We start from the raw sequence: 16,599 nt of genomic DNA, 5'->3' as shown, positions 1-16,599 counted from the left end.
ATTAAGCATAATGATTATCTAACTTTAAAATCTTTAAGCTTAGATATGATTAAGCTAAAATAGCCTAAGCATAAGTTGATATTGCCTGATAAATAGCACGCTCTCCATCAGAACGAGGTAAAGGTTGGCAAATCTGGTTACGCTTTATAGCGTACGATAGGCTGACCAAACTGTACCACTTCAGAATTAGTGACCAAGATCTCATCAATAACACCACTTTGAGTCGCCTCAAGAGGATTCATAATTTTCATCGCTTCAATGATGCCGAGCGTATCACCAGCTTGCACTTTTTGTCCAACCTTTATAAATGGTGGATCATTAGGGCTAGGGGCTGAGTAATACACGCCAACCATAGGTGATGTCTCAACACTACCTGCTTTCATCGCAGGCTGCGATTCAGGAGTATGAGGTGTAGCAGCACCAGCAGTAGGTGCGGCCATCATCGTTGGCGCCGGCGCATCATAGTGACGAGTCAAACTGATATGCTCGTCATCTGAGCTGATTTCCAAATTAACCAGTTCGCTTTCTTCCATGAGTGCAATGAGGGTGCGTATTTTTTCAATATCCATAATTGTATTTTTGCCTTGTAACAAATTCGAGAAAAATAGTGTAACTAAATATTGTGTAGATAATTGCTAATGATACCTATATTCACGGCAATGAGCAATCGATGTACAGTTGTTAACTGAGTTTTTTTACATATTATGACGTAAGCGCTCGTTTGAGTAAGAAATGCTAAAGAATTTATCATAGTCTATGTGACTTGCGAGCGCCAGTGATGATTATTACAGATAACATTTAGATAAACTTGTGTAAACCTAGTCTTATTATTATCCCCACATTGCCAGCAATCTCTTCTGTTGGTAGCGCAAACGTATGGTAAGTAAAATAGACGATAAAAATAACCCTGTAATTAAAGCCATCCAAAAACCTTGCGCCCCAATATCAGTGAAGCGTACTAGATAAATACCAAGCGGCAGTGCCACTATCCAGTAGCAAAATAGGGTAACCCACATCGGGATTGTAGTATCTTGCATGCCCCGTAATATGCCCGCGACATTGACTTGCCAGCCATCAAATAGCTGATAAGCAAGCGCAAAGATGAGCAAATGCATGGCTTGAGCTCGTACTACAGGATTGTCAGTGAATGCCGCTGCCAATTGTGGTCTAAATAGCCAAACACCAATCATACAAGCAAATGCAATAAGTACCGTCCATATAAGACCGGTTGCTTGTACTTGACGCAGTGCCATTAGGTTTTTTTCACCAAAGCGGTTGGATACCATAATGGTCAGTGCCATCGCGACCGAAATGGGGATCATAAACAACTGCGAGGTCACTGATAGGGCGACTTGGTGCGACGCGGTTGCCAGCTCACCCAATGGACTAATCACCAGTGCGCCTAAGCTAAATAGACTGGCTTCAAAAAAGATAGAGACGCCAATCGGAATACCAAGCTTGAGAAGTTTTTTTATCTGTGCCCGATTTGGGCTGGCAAAGGCATAAAAAAAGCGCGTACTGGCAAATTGCTGACGCTTAGTAAAGCTGGTATAAGCGGCTAATAATAAGACGTTAATCCACAAAACGATAGCAGTTGCTACCCCGCAACCAGCGCCACCCATCTCAGGCATGCCAAACAAGCCATGGATAAAAATATAGTTAAGCGGGATATCTGCAAGCAGCCCTATGATACTAATAACTGTCACTGGCTCAGGTCGACCAAGCGCTTCACAGTAACTACGCAGCACCGCATAAACGGCAATTGCAGGGAAGCCAAATGATACGCCATGCAAATACTGAGTTGCTATCGGTTGTATATTTTCAGGAACACCCATGAGGGCAAGTACATTGGGTGCTAGGTTGACAATGATAAAACCAAGGATACCAATGACACCAGCCGTCCATAATGACTGCTGCGTGATATGTGGTACTTTATCGAGTTGGTTTTGACCAATGGCTTCACCGATCAGAGGCGTAGTCGCAATCAAAATACCTGTTGCTAATAAAAATAATGGTAGCCAAATACCTGAGCCGACAGCGACAGCAGCCAAATCAAGTGCCGAAACTTGACCTGCCATAATGGCATCGACAACACCAAGCGCTGCTTGACAAAATTGGGTGATTAAGATGGGCAGCGCGAGTATACCTAAGCGTAAACTGTAACTTTTAAAATCTACAAAAGACAACGGGAAAACCATAATGAGCAACTTTTATTCTTTACAATAATTATTTTTAATAAACAAATTTTACTAATGAACAAACACAGCCATCAATAAATCAATAGCGAGACAGTAAAATAGGAGGTGTGCGACGATAATACTCCGATAAATAATATGAGCAAGTCCATTTTTAATAAGACTAGGCATGCAGAGTTAAAAAAGAATCACTGATGCTAAAATAAAAATAACCCGTCAATTCAAGTGATGAAGTGACAGGTCATAAGTTAATAGAATGGTAAAGAAGTCAGGCTATAATGTAAATATTTTAGAACAGTTTGATGAAGGTCGTATTTATAGGTGTATTAAGCCCCTAATAGAAGAGTTAAACATCAATTTTGGTGCTTGTAAGCCAGAATTATTCATTCAATAGAGTCGGTATCTTCTGACAGTAAATTAAGATTTCCTGCAATATCCATGATTGCATACCAGTGTTTAGGCTCCAGTGGTATGATGGTCAATTGCTCACAGCCTTTTCTCAGTAATAATGAGTCCTCGAGCGCGGGCAGAAACTTTAGCTCTGACAGTGGTAATATTTTGTTAAAAGCTTGATTGAAAGTCACATCCACCATATACCATCGCGGATTCTCTGCGGTGGCTTTCGGGTCGTAATGCCGGTGTTCAGGATGAAATTGAGTAATATCAGGATAGCCAGCTTGACTAATAGTCACGATACCAGCAACGCCTGAGGGTTTAGCACTAGAGTGGTAAAAAAACGCCTTGTCACCTACTTGCATATCATCACGCATAAAATTGCGGGCTCGGTAGTTACGCACGCCATCCCACATCTCTGTTCCTGCACCTTCTAAGTCTTTTATACTAAAACAGCTTGGATTAGATTTTATAAGCCAATATGCCATGGTTTTTATCCTTTTTATATAGTCGGTTATTTATAATTATTTTATATAATAATGGTGATTCTTAGTTATTTTGCCTATAACTAAGAATTTTTAACATGAGCCTTTGTCATTGGTTTTGTTATCGATAGAATTTTCTTGAAGTTAGGCTTTTTTTTACTGTGCTTAGCCGTTATCCTAGCGGTATTTTCTGCTATTGATGGCAGTTACCTATTTATAGATAAGTCCGCTTATGTCAAATATCAAACCTAATCAACTGTCTCAGCAAGCAAAGCCTTTTCATGATGGTCATTCGAATGCAGTAGAAGTGACAGACATTCCATTGGCGTTATACATCCATATCCCGTGGTGTGTCAAAAAATGCCCATACTGTGATTTTAATTCACATGAGCTACCAGTTGATAGTCAGCTGTCTATGTATGATGAATATGTCGATGCATTATTGCAAGATGCTGCTATGCAGCAGATATTGACCCAAGGACGTGAGATTAGCTCCATATTTATCGGCGGTGGTACGCCGTCGTTGTTGCCCATTGCTCAATACCAGCGCTTGTTTGATGGTTTACGGAAATATTATCAATTTTCTAGCGACATCGAAATCACCATGGAGGCAAATCCAGGCACCCTTGAGCATGCGCCATTTGCTGAGTATTTAGGGGTGGGTATTAATCGCCTATCGATAGGTGTGCAGAGCTTTTCTGCTGAACAATTAACCACGCTTGGACGCATTCATAATCCTACTCAAGCGCTATCTGCAATTAAAGCAGCTCGAAAAGCTGGATTTGAGCGCGTAAACGTGGATTTGATGCATGGACTGCCAGAGCAAACCATGAGCGAGGCATTAGACGATATTCAAATGGCACACGATGCTGGTGCGACCCATATCTCATGGTATCAGCTGACCATTGAGCCAAATACCGTATTCTATCGCAGTCAGCCAATTTTACCCAATGAGGATCGCTTGGCAGATATAGAAGAATCTGGTCAGACATTATTACAGAATTTAGGCTATTGCAATTATGAGGTATCTGCATGGTCTGGGGCAGCGGATAAGCCTTGTCAACATAACGTCAATTACTGGCAGTTTGGTGACTATTTGGCAATCGGGGCGGGTGCTCATGGAAAAGTCACTATTGGACAAGATATCGGCAATGAGATGGCGACTGATTTCTGGACTATTGATAATGAAACCAACCAAGCAGGTATCTATCGCTTTAGTAAATCCCGTATGCCAAAAAGTTATATAGAATATGAAGAAGCTCATGGCCAAGATGGGGCATCAATATCAGCGCCAAAAATGGTTGGCTGGCAAGCGATTGATGAAGAGGAGTTGGTTAGTGAGTTTATGCTTAACGCCTTACGTTTGCATGGTGGCGTAGCATGGTCGTTATTTGAAGCACGTACGGGGCTAAGTTATGACAGCATTGCAATACAAGTTGCTACATTAATCGAGCAAGGTCTATTGATAGATCATCCGGAACAGTTGCAACCGACAGAACTTGGTAAAAGGTATCTCAATCAAATATTAAGAGCATTTTTATAGCGAAGTATGCTTGTTAAATATTCAGAACTTAAGCTTCATAAAAAAGGGCTTATCACATAGATGATAAGCCCTTTAAACAACCTAAATATTTAAAGCTTAGATTTTGTTTTGTACTTCTTGTGCAGTACCGCTTACAGCACTACCAGCGCTTGATACGTCTTGGCCTAGACCTTTAAAAGTGTTACAACCAGTTAATACAAACATAGCAGCCAAAGATGCGATAACTAATTTTTTCATGGTATATTCCTCAAAAAAGACAGATACAGATAAGTAGTGTAGTAACAGTGAAACCTGATGTTGATCCTAAGTTACACTGCAAGATGATAACAGACGATGACAATATTTTTATATTATCCCCTTGTCCGTTACAGCCATCATAATCAAAGTTAAAATACGTGCCCAGTATCAAAATGTAATTATTGGCAGTAAACTGTAACTTTTAATTACCTTTGCCATATAAGTCAGAAAAATAACCCTAATGCTAATGACGGAGAGAGTATGACCATTCATATCGTGCTGGTAGCGCCAAAAATGCCCAGTAACACGGGCAATATCATTCGTCTGTGTGCCAATAGTGGGGCGCAGCTGCATTTAGTCAAACCATTAGGGTTTGAGCTGGATGATAAAAAATTGCGCCGTGCAGGATTAGATTATCATGAGTATGCCCATCTGCAAGTACACGACAATTGGTCAATAGCAAAGCAAGCATTGCAGGATGCTGACTGTCATACCATTACGGCATTGACCACCAAGTTAAGTAAGCCTTTTTATGATTATGATTTTGGTGGACAAGAGACTGCAGAGTCGGGCAGTGATTTTTCTGGAAATAATGTGGCCATGGTTTTTGGCTCAGAAACAGCGGGACTGGCAGATGATATACGTGAAGATATTGGCGCTGATAACTGGCTACGATTGCCGATGCTAGCAGATTCACGCAGTTTGAATCTGTCGAACAGCGTGGCAATATGTTTATATGAGGTATGGCGACAACAAGGATTTGGCGGTGATGAAGGTCGTAGTATCGGCTATGAGACACTCATCGTCTACGACCCAAAGTAGTACTTTTATTATAAATGCTCATAAAAAAGGCAGATAAATAAAGAATTTATCTGTCTTTTTTATGAGCATTTATAAGCAATTCGGCGGTTTGGGTAGCCCAGCGAGGCGATTGACATGGCGGGCGACCAGACCTGTGTTAAATAGCTGCTGTAGCTTTTGATTGCTGATGTCATTATCGGGCAAAGTCTGTTGCAGCCATTTGATCAACGGGCGGGTAGCGGGGGCGTGATTAAATTTTATAAAAAACGCTCGTACTTGCTGCAATATGGCCAAGTGCTCAGCATTTAAATGTACGTCCAAGGTATCGGCTAGCTGCTGTGCAATAATTGGCGTCCAGACAGTGTGGTCGCATAAATGTCCATCTTGGTCTAATGCCACATCGTCTAATGCTAAATCGATTGAGCTCAGAGAGGATGTAGACGAGTTAGTAGACATACTCATAAGGCAATCGTCACGACTTTATCAAAGCGGCTGTCTTGGGTCATCGCTACCCATTCTGCATCGCTTAAAATATCAGTGAGCTTTGCCGCTAGATTAAGCTTCGCTGCGGTATTTTCATGCAACTGTGCCACATCGTCGGCAAGCGCGTAAATACCAGCAATGGTTTCTATTTCCATATTCTCGATATCGCCCAAATATGCATTGAACCAATCTATAAATGCGACGGTTGTACCCAACAAAAGGATGCTATCGCCCGCCTGCCATGACAACGCCATTTGTTCCGTAGTGCGTCTGAGCGTATCCATACTGCTATGTAATTGATATAAAGTTGCCATACTCGTGTCCGATTGCTTGCTATAGGTTTGAAACAATAAAATTTTACATCAGCTTTGCTATTTATAGCTTTAAGATTAAAAAGTGAGAATTTGCTCAAATACTTGTAAATTTACTTCTTCTGGAATCAAGACTAACTGCGTTGCCAAGTCCGTCGGTAGCATGCCAGCTATCCAGCCACTAAAAACATCGTCAGGTAGCCACGCTGGCGGCATATCATAAAGCTCAAGCGCTTGAATCATACCTTGCAAGCGTGAGTTTGGCTGCATTAAAAATCCAAAGACGGGCGCATCCAAATACAGCTGCACTTCGTGCCCAAAGGTTGCCAACGTCAAGGCCAGCGCACAGCCTTCATAGCTTGCCATTTCAGTGGGCGTATGCAGCCGAATGAGTAATTTCATGAGGTTTTCCTAATCTTATTTGTCGCTATCTATTGGTATCAAACTGAATTTTTATTTCCATCATCTTTATTAGAATTGTAGTAAGCGACAGTCGCCTTGCATCATCATAGCAAGCTCACTCAGACCTACCAGCTTAAAACCTGTCGCTAGATTTTCTGTCTCTAACTGATGGCGGCTGCTGTTGTCCGTATCACTAATACCGCGACTGAGTGCCGTACTGACGCATACTGGCAGCACAAGATTATATTGTTCTGCCAGTACCTGCCACTCTTGGGTAATATTTGATTGATCAGCGGATTGCCACCTTAAACGATTGGCAGTATGTGCTGCATCTGCATAAAAGAAGATGTTTAATACAGAGTTTTCATGATCCGCGCTATTAGGCGCATTATCGGCTAAAGAGGCGTTTTGTAGATAAGCGCGCGCATAGCGTAATGCCAGATAGGCAAGTGGATGGCTTGGGTCAGCGGTAATCAAAAGTAGAGGTGTTGAGAGTGTCATAATGGCGGTATCACATAGTATTAATAAGCATTGAATAAATGAGTATTGAAAAAGAACTGAGACCTTGTGTGGCTGTATATTGTATCATCATTCAGCGCTTTTTCATTTTTTGCAAGTATAGTCAATTCTAAATAAAACAGATACGTTATTTTCCAACGCAGTACTGGTATAAATTTTTCTGGCGTGCTGTGCCTACGCCGACAGAGGCTGCGTAAAATTCATCCCAGTCCTACTGTAGCGCTTTAATACTGAATTCGCTATATGCTTGCTCTTGGCAGCGCATTACTTTATTTATGTTACTATAAAAGCATAGTGTTTAACTGATCCATAGCAGTTGTGACCGTTCCGTAAGAAAAAACAATAAACTTATTCGCCCAGTTCACGTAGGCTTATGGCTCTATGCTGCAATGAGGTATCATCATTATGCTATCTACCACTCCAAATGGTAACGGCTATCAGCCCACATCAGAACAGCTACAAGTATTGCAAACTGCCAGTGAGTTTGCTTATCAAATTTGGCAAAGTCGCACGGGCGCCTGCCAGACGTTTTTACGCAGTTATCCTTTAGACACGACCTTAACGCGCCAACAGATTGATGACCTGATACAAGATTATACCTTGGACGAAAATTATCAGCTTGGCCATGAAAACAAAGTGATGAGTGGTTTACGCAATTTGCGTATGCTACTGATGATGCGTTGGGTATGGCAAGACGCATTGGCAGTGATTGAGCTTGAGCAATTGACCGACGAGCTGTCCGAATTCGCTGATGGTTGTATTTTATTTGCGAAAAACTATACCTATCAGCAGTTGGTGACTCAATATGGTCAGCCTACCTTTATTAATGAGAAAGGCAATGTACAAGTCGATGATATGGCTATTATGGCAATGGGCAAGCTTGGCGCTCATGAGCTGAATTTATCAAGTGACATTGATCTGATTTTTATCCATCAAGCGCGCGGTGAAACTGATGGGGATAAAGCTAAAGGCACGCGTAGTATAGATAATAAGCGTTTTATGACTCGGCTCGGTCAAGGTATTATTAAGTTGCTCGACAATAATACCGCTGATGGTTTTGTGTTTCGAGTAGATATGCGCCTGCGCCCATGGGGTGATGGTAGTGATTTGGCGATTCATCTGTCAGCATTACAGAAGTATTTTTCTCAGCATGGGCGGGCATGGGAGCGGTTTGCTTGGCTAAAAGCCCGCGTGGTTGGGCACATAGAGCGACCGTTCTATGATGACATTCAAGCACTTATTAAGCCGTTTGTCTTTCGATATTACGTCGATTATAGTGCTTTTTCGGCATTACGAGAGATGAAGTCTCTGATTCAGAATCAAGTCGCCCAGCGTGAGGATTTGGACAATATCAAACTCGGTGCTGGTGGTATTCGAGATATCGAGTTTATCGTTCAAGCTTTCCAGTTGATTTATGGCGGACGGCATCCGCAGCTACAGGTCAAATCTTGTTTGAAGGCAATGCAGGCGCTGTATGAGCTTAAGTATTTAGAAGAAACCACTTATCAGGAACTGCAAAGTGCTTATCGGTTTTTACGCCGGCTTGAGCACGGTATTCAAGCAATCAATGACCAGCAAACCCAGCGTCTTCCTCATGATGTGCATTGGCAGCACAATCTTGCGCTCACGCTTGGGTTTGAAGACTGGGCTGCATTATTAAATACGCTTAATTATCATCGATATCATGTCAATGTGCCGTTTGAGCGTATGGTTACTGAAAGGCAAGTACCGGATCACGATGATGAGCTAGAACCTGCTAACTTGGATGAGCAAGTGGCTCGTTTAAATGACGTGTTGACGGAAGAGAATCATAGCCAATTGCAAAATTTTTGGCAGTCAAAAATGGTGGCCAATTTAAGCGATGAGGCTCGTGAACGCTTGGACGGAGCGTATCCAGTAATTGTGCATGCGCTACTTGCTCATCAAGATCAGCAGCAATTGGCGAATACTGCATTGCCGCGCTTGATTGCCTTGCTGGAAGCGATTTGTCGTCGTTCTATCTACTTGGTTATGATTGCAGAGAACCCAAACGCCACGGTTGAGTTGATTCCGATGCTGTCTGCTAGCCCTTGGATTGCCAAAGAGCTGGCACAGTATCCAGTGTTATTAGATACATTTTTACAGCAACGCTATCGGCATTTGCCAGACAAACTTGAGCTGCGTGATATCTTGCGTCAGCAGTTATTGAGAGTAGAGCCTAATGACGAAGAAAAGCTGCTTAGCGTATTACGATTATTTAAAAAGAATCAAGTATTAGCGGTTGCCGCCAGTGATGTGTTGGCTGAACGTCCAATCATGAAGGTGTCGGATTCTCTAACTTATATTGCTGAAGTGGTATTAGAAGCGGCGCTTGAACGTGCTTTTGCTGAAATTGTGAAACGTTATGGTTATCCTATTGGCCAAGATGGCGATCCGGTCACCGAAGCAGATTGCGGCTTTGCTATTATCGGCTATGGCAAGCTTGGCGGTCTTGAGTTGTCTTATTCATCAGATTTAGATTTGGTGTTTTTGCATAAAATAAAAGAGCAGGGTATGACCACGGGTGAAAATTCGGTCAGTGGCATGAAGTTTGCGGCACGCTTGGCGCAAAAGCTCATGACCTATCTTAATACCCAAACCCGTGATGGCCGTGCTTATGAGGTAGATATGCGCCTGCGTCCCTCCGGCAATGCTGGCATGATGGTGGTGTCTTGTCATGCGTTTGAAACCTATCAGCTTGAGAAAGCTTGGTCATGGGAGCATCAAGCGCTGGTACGGGCGCGTGCAATCTGCGGTGATAAACGCGTCACAGCCCGTTTTTGTGATATTCGCCGTACTGTCTTAGCATTACCGCGCACAATTGAGGAAGTACGTATCGAAGTGACAAGTATGCGTATCAAAATGCAAAAGCATCTGGGTACGAGCCAATGGCAACAGCAAGCGGGTAAGTTTCATCTTAAACAAGATGCAGGCGGTGTCATTGATATCGAGTTTTTGGCACAATTTGCCGTACTGGCCTATTCGCATGAACATCCAACCTTGACCAAATGGAGCGATAACGTCCGTATCTTTGAGGAGATGGCGACACTAGGTATTTGGGAGCGTGAGATCTGTCAAGATTTGACGGAGGCTTATTTGCGCATAAGGGCTGCAACGCATCAATTGGCACTATCCGAGCAGTCATTACTGGTCGATGAGTCGCTTTGGACTGAAACCCGTGCACTCGTACAGGCGCAGTGGCAGCATTTGATGGGTGTGGAATCGACAGAATAGCGGTATTAAAACGGCTGTGCTGAATGAAAGGACAGTGTTAAGACAGTCTTGGCACTGATATTTAACGCCATATAAATAAAGGCACTGCAGTAATGAACTAAAATATTTCATTTGCTTGGCGTGCTGGTGATATAATCATTTGCGCATTAAATTTGCACATGATAGTGGTGCATTAAAACAGACACTCAGTGTCACTATAAAATTTTAATTAAAACATTTACTTAACACTCAACAAAAAAAGTTAGACGTTAGCGCTAGCATAAGGATTATTAGATGAATATGGCAACAAAGGAAGGCAAGCTTTGGATGAATGGCACGATGATTGAACAGCCAGACGCCAAAATTCATGTGCTTACGCACAGCATGCATTATGGTATCGCAGTCTTTGAAGGTGTCCGTGCTTATCAAACTGCTGATAACCGTACCGCGATTTTCCGCTTAAAAGAACATACTGAGCGTCTGCTAGGTTCGGCAAAGATTTTCCAAATGGACGTGCCTTTTGATGCAGCAACACTTGAGCAAGCACACAAAGATGTGGTCAAGCAGAATAACTTAGCAGAAGCTTATATTCGCCCGCTAATTTGGTTCGGTGCCGAAAAACTGGGTCTATCATCACGTGATAATAGCGTTAATGCCATGGTAGCCGCTTGGCATTGGGGCGCGTACCTTGGTGAAGAAGGTATCAAAAACGGTATTCGTGTAAAAACGTCATCATATACTCATCATTTGCCAAACGTGACCATGTGTAAAGCAAAAGCCTCAAGCAACTACCCAGTATCTATCATGGCGAACCAAGAAGTGACCCGTAATGGCTATGACGAAGCCATCTTGATGGATCCACAAGGCTATGTCTGCCAAGGCGCTGGTGAGAACTTATTTTTAGTTAAAGATGGTGTGCTACATACTCCTGATTTAGCAGGCGGGGCACTTGACGGTATCACGCGTCGAACTATTGTCCAATTCGCTGAAGATTTGGGCATTAAAGTTGTTGAGCGCCGTATCACTCGTGATGAGTTTTACTTAGCGGATGAAATATTTATGACTGGTACCGCTGCTGAAGTGACGCCTATTCGTGAATACGATGATCGTACTATTGGCAATGGTGGTCGCGGACCCTTGACTGAGAAGCTGCAAACCTTATACTTTGATGTGGTTCATGGTCGCAATGAGCAGTATATGGATTGGTTAAGCTTTATTGACTGATTGTGTTACTTTATTTTTTTAAAAAAGCTGGACGTCACTGTCCAGCTTTTTTATGATTAAATGATTCTTTTTAAATAGAGCTATTAAATAACTATATTCATAAATAGTCTACAATAACTGCTTTTTGAAGTATTTTTCTAATCTGGTTTGAACGTACATTATATCGAGGTAGCTGTGAAAATCCTTCATGTTCTGCTTACTAGGATGCCTATACCGCCTTTAAAATATGGAGGCACTGAACGTGTTGTTTGGGCATTATATAAAGGGCAAAAAGAGTTGGGGCATGACGTTAAGTTTATGACCAAGCATCAGAACCAACATCCTGATTCAATTTTATACAATCCTGCTCAGGGAATTGAAGATCAAGTAGAAGGCTGGGCCGATGTTATTCATTTCCATTTCTTATTTCAAGGGACATTAAAAACCCCTTTTGTTTGTACAACGCATAACCAACAGATTACCCCTGCTATATTTCCTAAAAATACTATATTTTTGGGGAAATTACATGCCGAACGTAGTGGGGGAGAAGCGTATGTTTATAATGGCTTATACTGGGAGGATTATGAGCAACCTAATATAAAGCAGCCAGAAAACTATGTACATTTTTTAGCGAATGCAAAATATAAAGACAAAAATTTAAAAGACAGTGTGGATATTGCAAGACAAGCAAATAAAAAATTGCATGTTATTGGTAGTAAACGTTACTGCTTAAAATGGCGTAAAGACGGAAAATATCAACCTTATATTTATCCGGGTAATGATCTTAAGTTTTATGGCATGATTGGCGGTGACAAGAAGAATCAGGTTATTCGCAACTCGCAAGCGTTGATTTTTCCTGTACTAACAAATGAAGCTTTTGGCTTAGCTATGATTGAAAGCCTATATTTAGGCTGCCCTGTTATTGGTAGTCGATGTGGTTCTCTGCCAGAGCTCATCAATCAAGATGTCGGTGTTAGTACCGATAGTAAAAGTGTGATGATAGACACTCTAAGAAATATTGGACAATTTAGTCGTCAGCGCTGTCATGATTATGCACGAGACACATTCAATCACCTTGTGATGAGTAAGAACTACTTATATTTTTATGAAAAAGTCTTAAATGGTCATACTTTACATGAGACAGCACCTGAGGTGACTCAAAATCTCCCATATAATTTTGTCTTAAAAGATTAAAAGGTTAAATGATGAAAATATTACATGTACTTTTGACTCAGTTAAGTATTCCACCCAAAGATTATGGTGGTACTGAACGAGTGTTATGGGGATTGTATCAAGGACAAAAATCACTAGGGCATGAAGTCAGGTTTTTAACCAAGCACAAAAGCTCACATAAAGATGCGGTCTATTTTGATGAGCAACTGCCTTTAGAAAAGCAAATAGAAGGGTGGGCAGATATCATTCACTTTCATTTTCGCTATGATAATGATATCGATACTCCATTTGTGTGTACTGAACACAGTAACAGCGAGATTGAACAAGAATACCCTGTCAATACGATCTATTTATCAAAGAAGCATGCGGAAAACTATAATGCCAATTGCTATGTGCACAATGGTTTGTATTGGAATGATTATGGCGAGCCAGACTTTAATCCTAAAAACTATGTCCATTTTTTAGCAAAAGCTTCTTGGCGAATTAAGAACCTGCAAGGAACTGTGAAAATAGCGCAGCAAGCGGATATTCCGCTACATGTATTAGGCGGCGATCGTTTTAACATCCGTCGGAACCCTTATTTTTATACGTCCTCAAAACTGACCTTCCATGGAATGGTCGGTGGTGAGCAAAAAAATCAGTTACTCCGTCACTCCAAAGGATTGCTCTTTCCCGTGTTATGGCATGAGCCTTTTGGATTGGCAGTCATTGAAAGCCTATATCTGGGTTGTCCTGTGCTGGCAACACCTTTTGGGTCTCTACCAGATATCATCACGCAAGAGGATGTTGGCGTTTTATCTGACAGTTATGCCGAGCTTGTTGAGGCGACTAAAAATATTGATAGATTTGATAGACGTGCTTGTCATCATCATGCGCAGACGTATTTTAGTCATGTTGCCATGGCAAAAGGCTATATGGAATGCTATGAAAAAGTGCTTGCAGGCGAAGTACTTAATGCAACTAAACCAAGAGCCAAAGCAAATATTAAAGAAAGATTGAAAATGAGAGACTGATTTAGTGAATTAGTCGAAAGGGACGATAGTATAAAACATACGTTTACCGATACTACGTTTAATCTTTTTGAAATAATGTTTTAGGTCTCGTGGATCTTTCGATCTGATTTTTCTATGCTCTATGCTCTATGCTCTATGCTCTATGCTCTATGCTCTATGCGTCCAGCTTCCAAATCGCTTGCTAAAGTAGGATTATCTGCTTCTAAAAAGTTGATTGTATGCTTAAAGCAGGAGAGATTTGGTAGACTGATATTCGAGGTAAGAATTTATCAAAAATCATTTCGTCTATTGGCACGTAGTCGTTTTCATTGAGAGATCTGATCTGATGAAGTAGTGTTTTTGCGCCTTTATTTGAAATAATATAAGCCGCTGCTCCGGTATGCCAGTTTTCTAACTTTAAAAAACATCTCTCCCCATAATTAATTTCTTTTTCACTACAATGTGTTTTCTCTAATGCTGTTTCTAATTTGATAATATCCATGTCAATTAAGTTATCTAATATCCATTGATCATCAGTGAGAAAATTATTAGCATTTTCTCCTAAGTATATATCGTCCTCAAATATTGACATATATTCGAGATTGTCGTCTATTATTTTTTTGCCATAAGCAAACATGGATCAAAAAACAAGCTTTTTCTATAGGTGATAAACGCTCACTTTCTGCCAAGCGTAAACCCAATGCTTTAGACACTTCCGTCAATTGAGAGGCTGTTATCGCATCATAGAATTCAGAAGGGATGTTTTGCTTTGTAAATTCTTGAATGATGTGCTGACGACGATCAGTCGCGGTTGTTAGGCTGATTATATGGTTCTGCATTCAATCTTTTCCTTGGTTAAGCTGCCAAAGCATTATATATTTATCCATTGTGTAGCCTAATGAGGCAAAAGCCAAAATATAGCCATAAGCCCCGCCTAATATGTCAGCACGCATGATGTATTCACGAAAGAAAGAAAACCAAGAACGTAATAACATGCCTAAAAGCGTTACCTTTTTACCTTTATGATGTTTTTCTCTTGCCCAATCATGACTGTAGCGCACATTTTTCATCAAAAAATGGTGTAAATTATCATTGGTAATATGCAATAGATAACCTTGCAATACCTCACTTGGAACGCCTTTTTGATCTAACGATTCATGAACGTCTAAATTAGAGTATTTAAATAAGCTATTGGCATATAATCGTGCCAGTTTATCTGTATACCATATTCGTTTCTGTACTTCGACGCCGCAAAACTGATTGACTCGAGCCACACTAAATACTCTATCAGTCTGTAGCGGCTCATCTAACAACCTAGCAATAGAGTGTCTTAAATTATTCTCTAGACGTTCGTCTGCATCTAGTACTAAGACATAATCACAAGTAGCATAAGATTGTGCCAACTGTCGCTGTCTTCCGAAGCCTTGCCACTGCTCATTGACGTACCATTTAGCACCATACTGTAGGGCAATGTCTTTAGTATCATCTGTGCTACCAGAATCCAAAATAATGATTTCATCTACAATATCTTGTACCGTTTTTAAACATGCTTGTAAATGCTTGCCTTCATTTTTTACAATCATTACTAAAGACAAGCTGCTTTGTTTTTTCGATACGTCTACTGGCTGTAAGTTTTCAGCTATTTCCAACGATTTTATAAATGCTTGCTCTGTTTTATTGTATGTTAGGTCATATAAAATAGCGTATTTATTAAAGGTATACTGCATAAATAGCAGCGAATATATGAGTCCGTATTTGCCTTTTAAGAAGCGTCCATCTATTAGGTACTGCTTAATAAATGCCCAAATTGGATTGAAAATAACTTTATAAAAGCTAATTTTTCTACCTTTTTTATGGCGATCCTCAGCCCACGCCTTAGCATAATCTAAACGTTTTTGTAGCCAAAATAGTGGCGTTTCGGCTGTATGATGGCGCATAAACCCATCTAATGTCTTGGTAATAGCATTATGTAGGACGACAGATTCATGGACTAGATTTTCATTATAATAAAAGTGACAGGGATATAAACGCCAGTGTGCTTTTATTGCCCAATAGCTAGGGTCAATTTCGTGCCCAAAAATACAATCAATACGCTTAATACCATAGACTGTATTATCAGGTTTTTGTGTGATGATCTTTAGTATACTTTCTTTAAGCTGAGGAGTAACTTCTTCATCAGCATCTAATGCAAAAATCCAATCACCGGTCGCATATGACTGTGCCAATTGACGTTGTTTGCCAAATCCCTGCCAATCTGTATTGACATACCATGTTCCGCCATATTGCTCTACGAGCTGACGGCTATTATCGGTGCTGCCTGAGTCTAATACGATGATTTCATCAGCCAATCCTTGCAGAGAAGGTAAAGTAATAGCAAGGTTTTTGGCTTCATTTTTAACTATCATTACTACTGATAAGCGGTATGACCTAATATTTTTTACATGATTCACACCATATGCTCCTGTAGATAGTGATTTAGATTTGCATCAAAATAAGGGCTAATACCCTAAAAAATAGTAGCCTACAGTTTAATTAGACAATAACAAATGTATTAGCGAATGAATAAAAAAATGTTTTAATAGATGCTTGTTCGTAATATAAAAATAGAGGAGACTAGCATACAAATGCAGA

General features: G+C 40.8%; 17 protein-coding genes. 6 read left to right on the top strand and 11 right to left on the bottom strand.

The window, feature by feature from the left end; translation table 11 throughout:
* Window positions 1–137: 137 nt before the first annotated feature.
* From accB to FQ083_RS01075, 3 genes are all read right to left on the bottom strand, one after another.
* Window positions 138–569 (bottom strand): acetyl-CoA carboxylase biotin carboxyl carrier protein, encoded by a 432-nt coding sequence (gene accB, locus FQ083_RS01085; protein WP_020443368.1) that lies wholly within the window; start codon window positions 567–569, stop codon window positions 138–140.
* Window positions 570–830: 261 nt separating this feature from the next.
* Entirely contained in the window at window positions 831–2,198 is a 1,368-nt protein-coding gene (locus FQ083_RS01080) for an MATE family efflux transporter (protein ID WP_011513501.1), read from the bottom strand.
* A gap of 380 nt (window positions 2,199–2,578) precedes the next feature.
* Window positions 2,579–3,076: an EVE domain-containing protein gene (locus FQ083_RS01075; RefSeq protein WP_149408398.1), complete on the bottom strand. Its 498-nt coding sequence runs from the start codon at window positions 3,074–3,076 to the stop codon at window positions 2,579–2,581.
* Between the two features lie 229 nt (window positions 3,077–3,305).
* Here FQ083_RS01075 and hemW point away from each other — a divergent pair, with 229 nt between their 5' ends.
* Window positions 3,306–4,616: a radical SAM family heme chaperone HemW gene (hemW, locus tag FQ083_RS01070; protein WP_149408397.1), complete on the top strand. Its 1,311-nt coding sequence runs from the start codon at window positions 3,306–3,308 to the stop codon at window positions 4,614–4,616.
* A 96-nt stretch (window positions 4,617–4,712) separates the two neighbouring features.
* Here the strand turns inward: hemW and FQ083_RS01065 are convergent, their stop codons facing one another.
* Window positions 4,713–4,853, bottom strand: coding sequence for an entericidin A/B family lipoprotein (locus FQ083_RS01065; protein ID WP_011280495.1), 141 nt, complete (start codon window positions 4,851–4,853; stop codon window positions 4,713–4,715).
* Window positions 4,854–5,114: 261 nt separating this feature from the next.
* On the opposite strand from FQ083_RS01065, the gene FQ083_RS01060 reads away from it, so the two are divergent.
* On the top strand, window positions 5,115–5,675 hold the full coding sequence (locus FQ083_RS01060; RefSeq protein WP_011513504.1) for a tRNA (cytidine(34)-2'-O)-methyltransferase: 561 nt from the start codon (window positions 5,115–5,117) through the stop codon (window positions 5,673–5,675).
* Window positions 5,676–5,744: 69 nt separating this feature from the next.
* Here the strand turns inward: FQ083_RS01060 and FQ083_RS01055 are convergent, their stop codons facing one another.
* The 4 genes from FQ083_RS01055 to tusD form a co-directional block, all read right to left on the bottom strand.
* Complete coding sequence (locus tag FQ083_RS01055; protein ID WP_410477351.1) at window positions 5,745–6,110, bottom strand: TusE/DsrC/DsvC family sulfur relay protein; 366 nt, start codon at window positions 6,108–6,110, stop codon at window positions 5,745–5,747.
* Window positions 6,111–6,112: 2 nt separating this feature from the next.
* On the bottom strand, window positions 6,113–6,451 hold the full coding sequence (locus FQ083_RS01050; RefSeq protein ID WP_149408394.1) for a hypothetical protein: 339 nt from the start codon (window positions 6,449–6,451) through the stop codon (window positions 6,113–6,115).
* A 75-nt stretch (window positions 6,452–6,526) separates the two neighbouring features.
* Window positions 6,527–6,850: a hypothetical protein gene (locus FQ083_RS01045; protein ID WP_011513507.1), complete on the bottom strand. Its 324-nt coding sequence runs from the start codon at window positions 6,848–6,850 to the stop codon at window positions 6,527–6,529.
* 69 nt (window positions 6,851–6,919) lie between these two features.
* The gene (tusD, locus tag FQ083_RS01040) at window positions 6,920–7,351 is read right to left on the bottom strand and encodes a sulfurtransferase complex subunit TusD (RefSeq protein ID WP_149408393.1); all 432 of its coding nucleotides are present in this window, start codon (window positions 7,349–7,351) and stop codon (window positions 6,920–6,922) included.
* A gap of 423 nt (window positions 7,352–7,774) precedes the next feature.
* Between tusD and glnE the strand changes: the two genes are divergently transcribed.
* The 4 genes from glnE to FQ083_RS01020 all read left to right on the top strand — a co-directional run bounded on the left by glnE (window position 7,775) and on the right by FQ083_RS01020 (window position 13,989).
* Window positions 7,775–10,621 carry a bifunctional [glutamate--ammonia ligase]-adenylyl-L-tyrosine phosphorylase/[glutamate--ammonia-ligase] adenylyltransferase gene (gene glnE / locus FQ083_RS01035; RefSeq protein ID WP_149408392.1) on the top strand — a complete coding sequence of 949 codons (2,847 nt, stop codon included), beginning with the start codon at window positions 7,775–7,777 and terminating at the stop codon, window positions 10,619–10,621.
* Window positions 10,622–10,894: 273 nt separating this feature from the next.
* Entirely contained in the window at window positions 10,895–11,824 is a 930-nt protein-coding gene (locus tag FQ083_RS01030; protein ID WP_011513510.1) for a branched-chain amino acid transaminase, read from the top strand.
* A gap of 174 nt (window positions 11,825–11,998) precedes the next feature.
* Complete coding sequence (locus tag FQ083_RS01025) at window positions 11,999–12,997, top strand: glycosyltransferase family 4 protein (protein WP_188004045.1); 999 nt, start codon at window positions 11,999–12,001, stop codon at window positions 12,995–12,997.
* Between the two features lie 11 nt (window positions 12,998–13,008).
* Window positions 13,009–13,989 carry a glycosyltransferase family 4 protein gene (locus FQ083_RS01020; RefSeq protein ID WP_020443378.1) on the top strand — a complete coding sequence of 327 codons (981 nt, stop codon included), beginning with the start codon at window positions 13,009–13,011 and terminating at the stop codon, window positions 13,987–13,989.
* A 202-nt stretch (window positions 13,990–14,191) separates the two neighbouring features.
* On the opposite strand, the gene FQ083_RS01015 is transcribed toward FQ083_RS01020, so the two are convergent.
* The 3 genes from FQ083_RS01015 to FQ083_RS01005 are packed head-to-tail and all read right to left on the bottom strand — an operon-like array spanning window position 14,192 to window position 16,373.
* Complete coding sequence (locus tag FQ083_RS01015) at window positions 14,192–14,560, bottom strand: glycosyltransferase family 25 protein (RefSeq protein WP_188004044.1); 369 nt, start codon at window positions 14,558–14,560, stop codon at window positions 14,192–14,194.
* A complete protein-coding gene (locus FQ083_RS01010) occupies window positions 14,547–14,807 on the bottom strand; it encodes a glycosyltransferase family 25 protein (protein WP_149408390.1) in 261 nt (86 codons plus the stop codon). The genes FQ083_RS01015 and FQ083_RS01010 overlap by 14 nt, the downstream gene beginning before the upstream one ends.
* The gene (locus FQ083_RS01005; RefSeq protein WP_149408389.1) at window positions 14,808–16,373 is read right to left on the bottom strand and encodes a glycosyltransferase family 2 protein; all 1,566 of its coding nucleotides are present in this window, start codon (window positions 16,371–16,373) and stop codon (window positions 14,808–14,810) included. It lies immediately after the preceding gene.
* Window positions 16,374–16,599: the final 226 nt, after the last annotated feature.

This window comes from Psychrobacter sp. ANT_H59 (genome assembly GCF_008369225.1).
GTDB lineage: Bacteria > Pseudomonadota > Gammaproteobacteria > Pseudomonadales > Moraxellaceae > Psychrobacter > Psychrobacter cryohalolentis.
The sequence above is the reverse complement of the archived record's forward strand: the minus strand, read 5'-3'. Positions and strand labels throughout refer to the sequence as shown.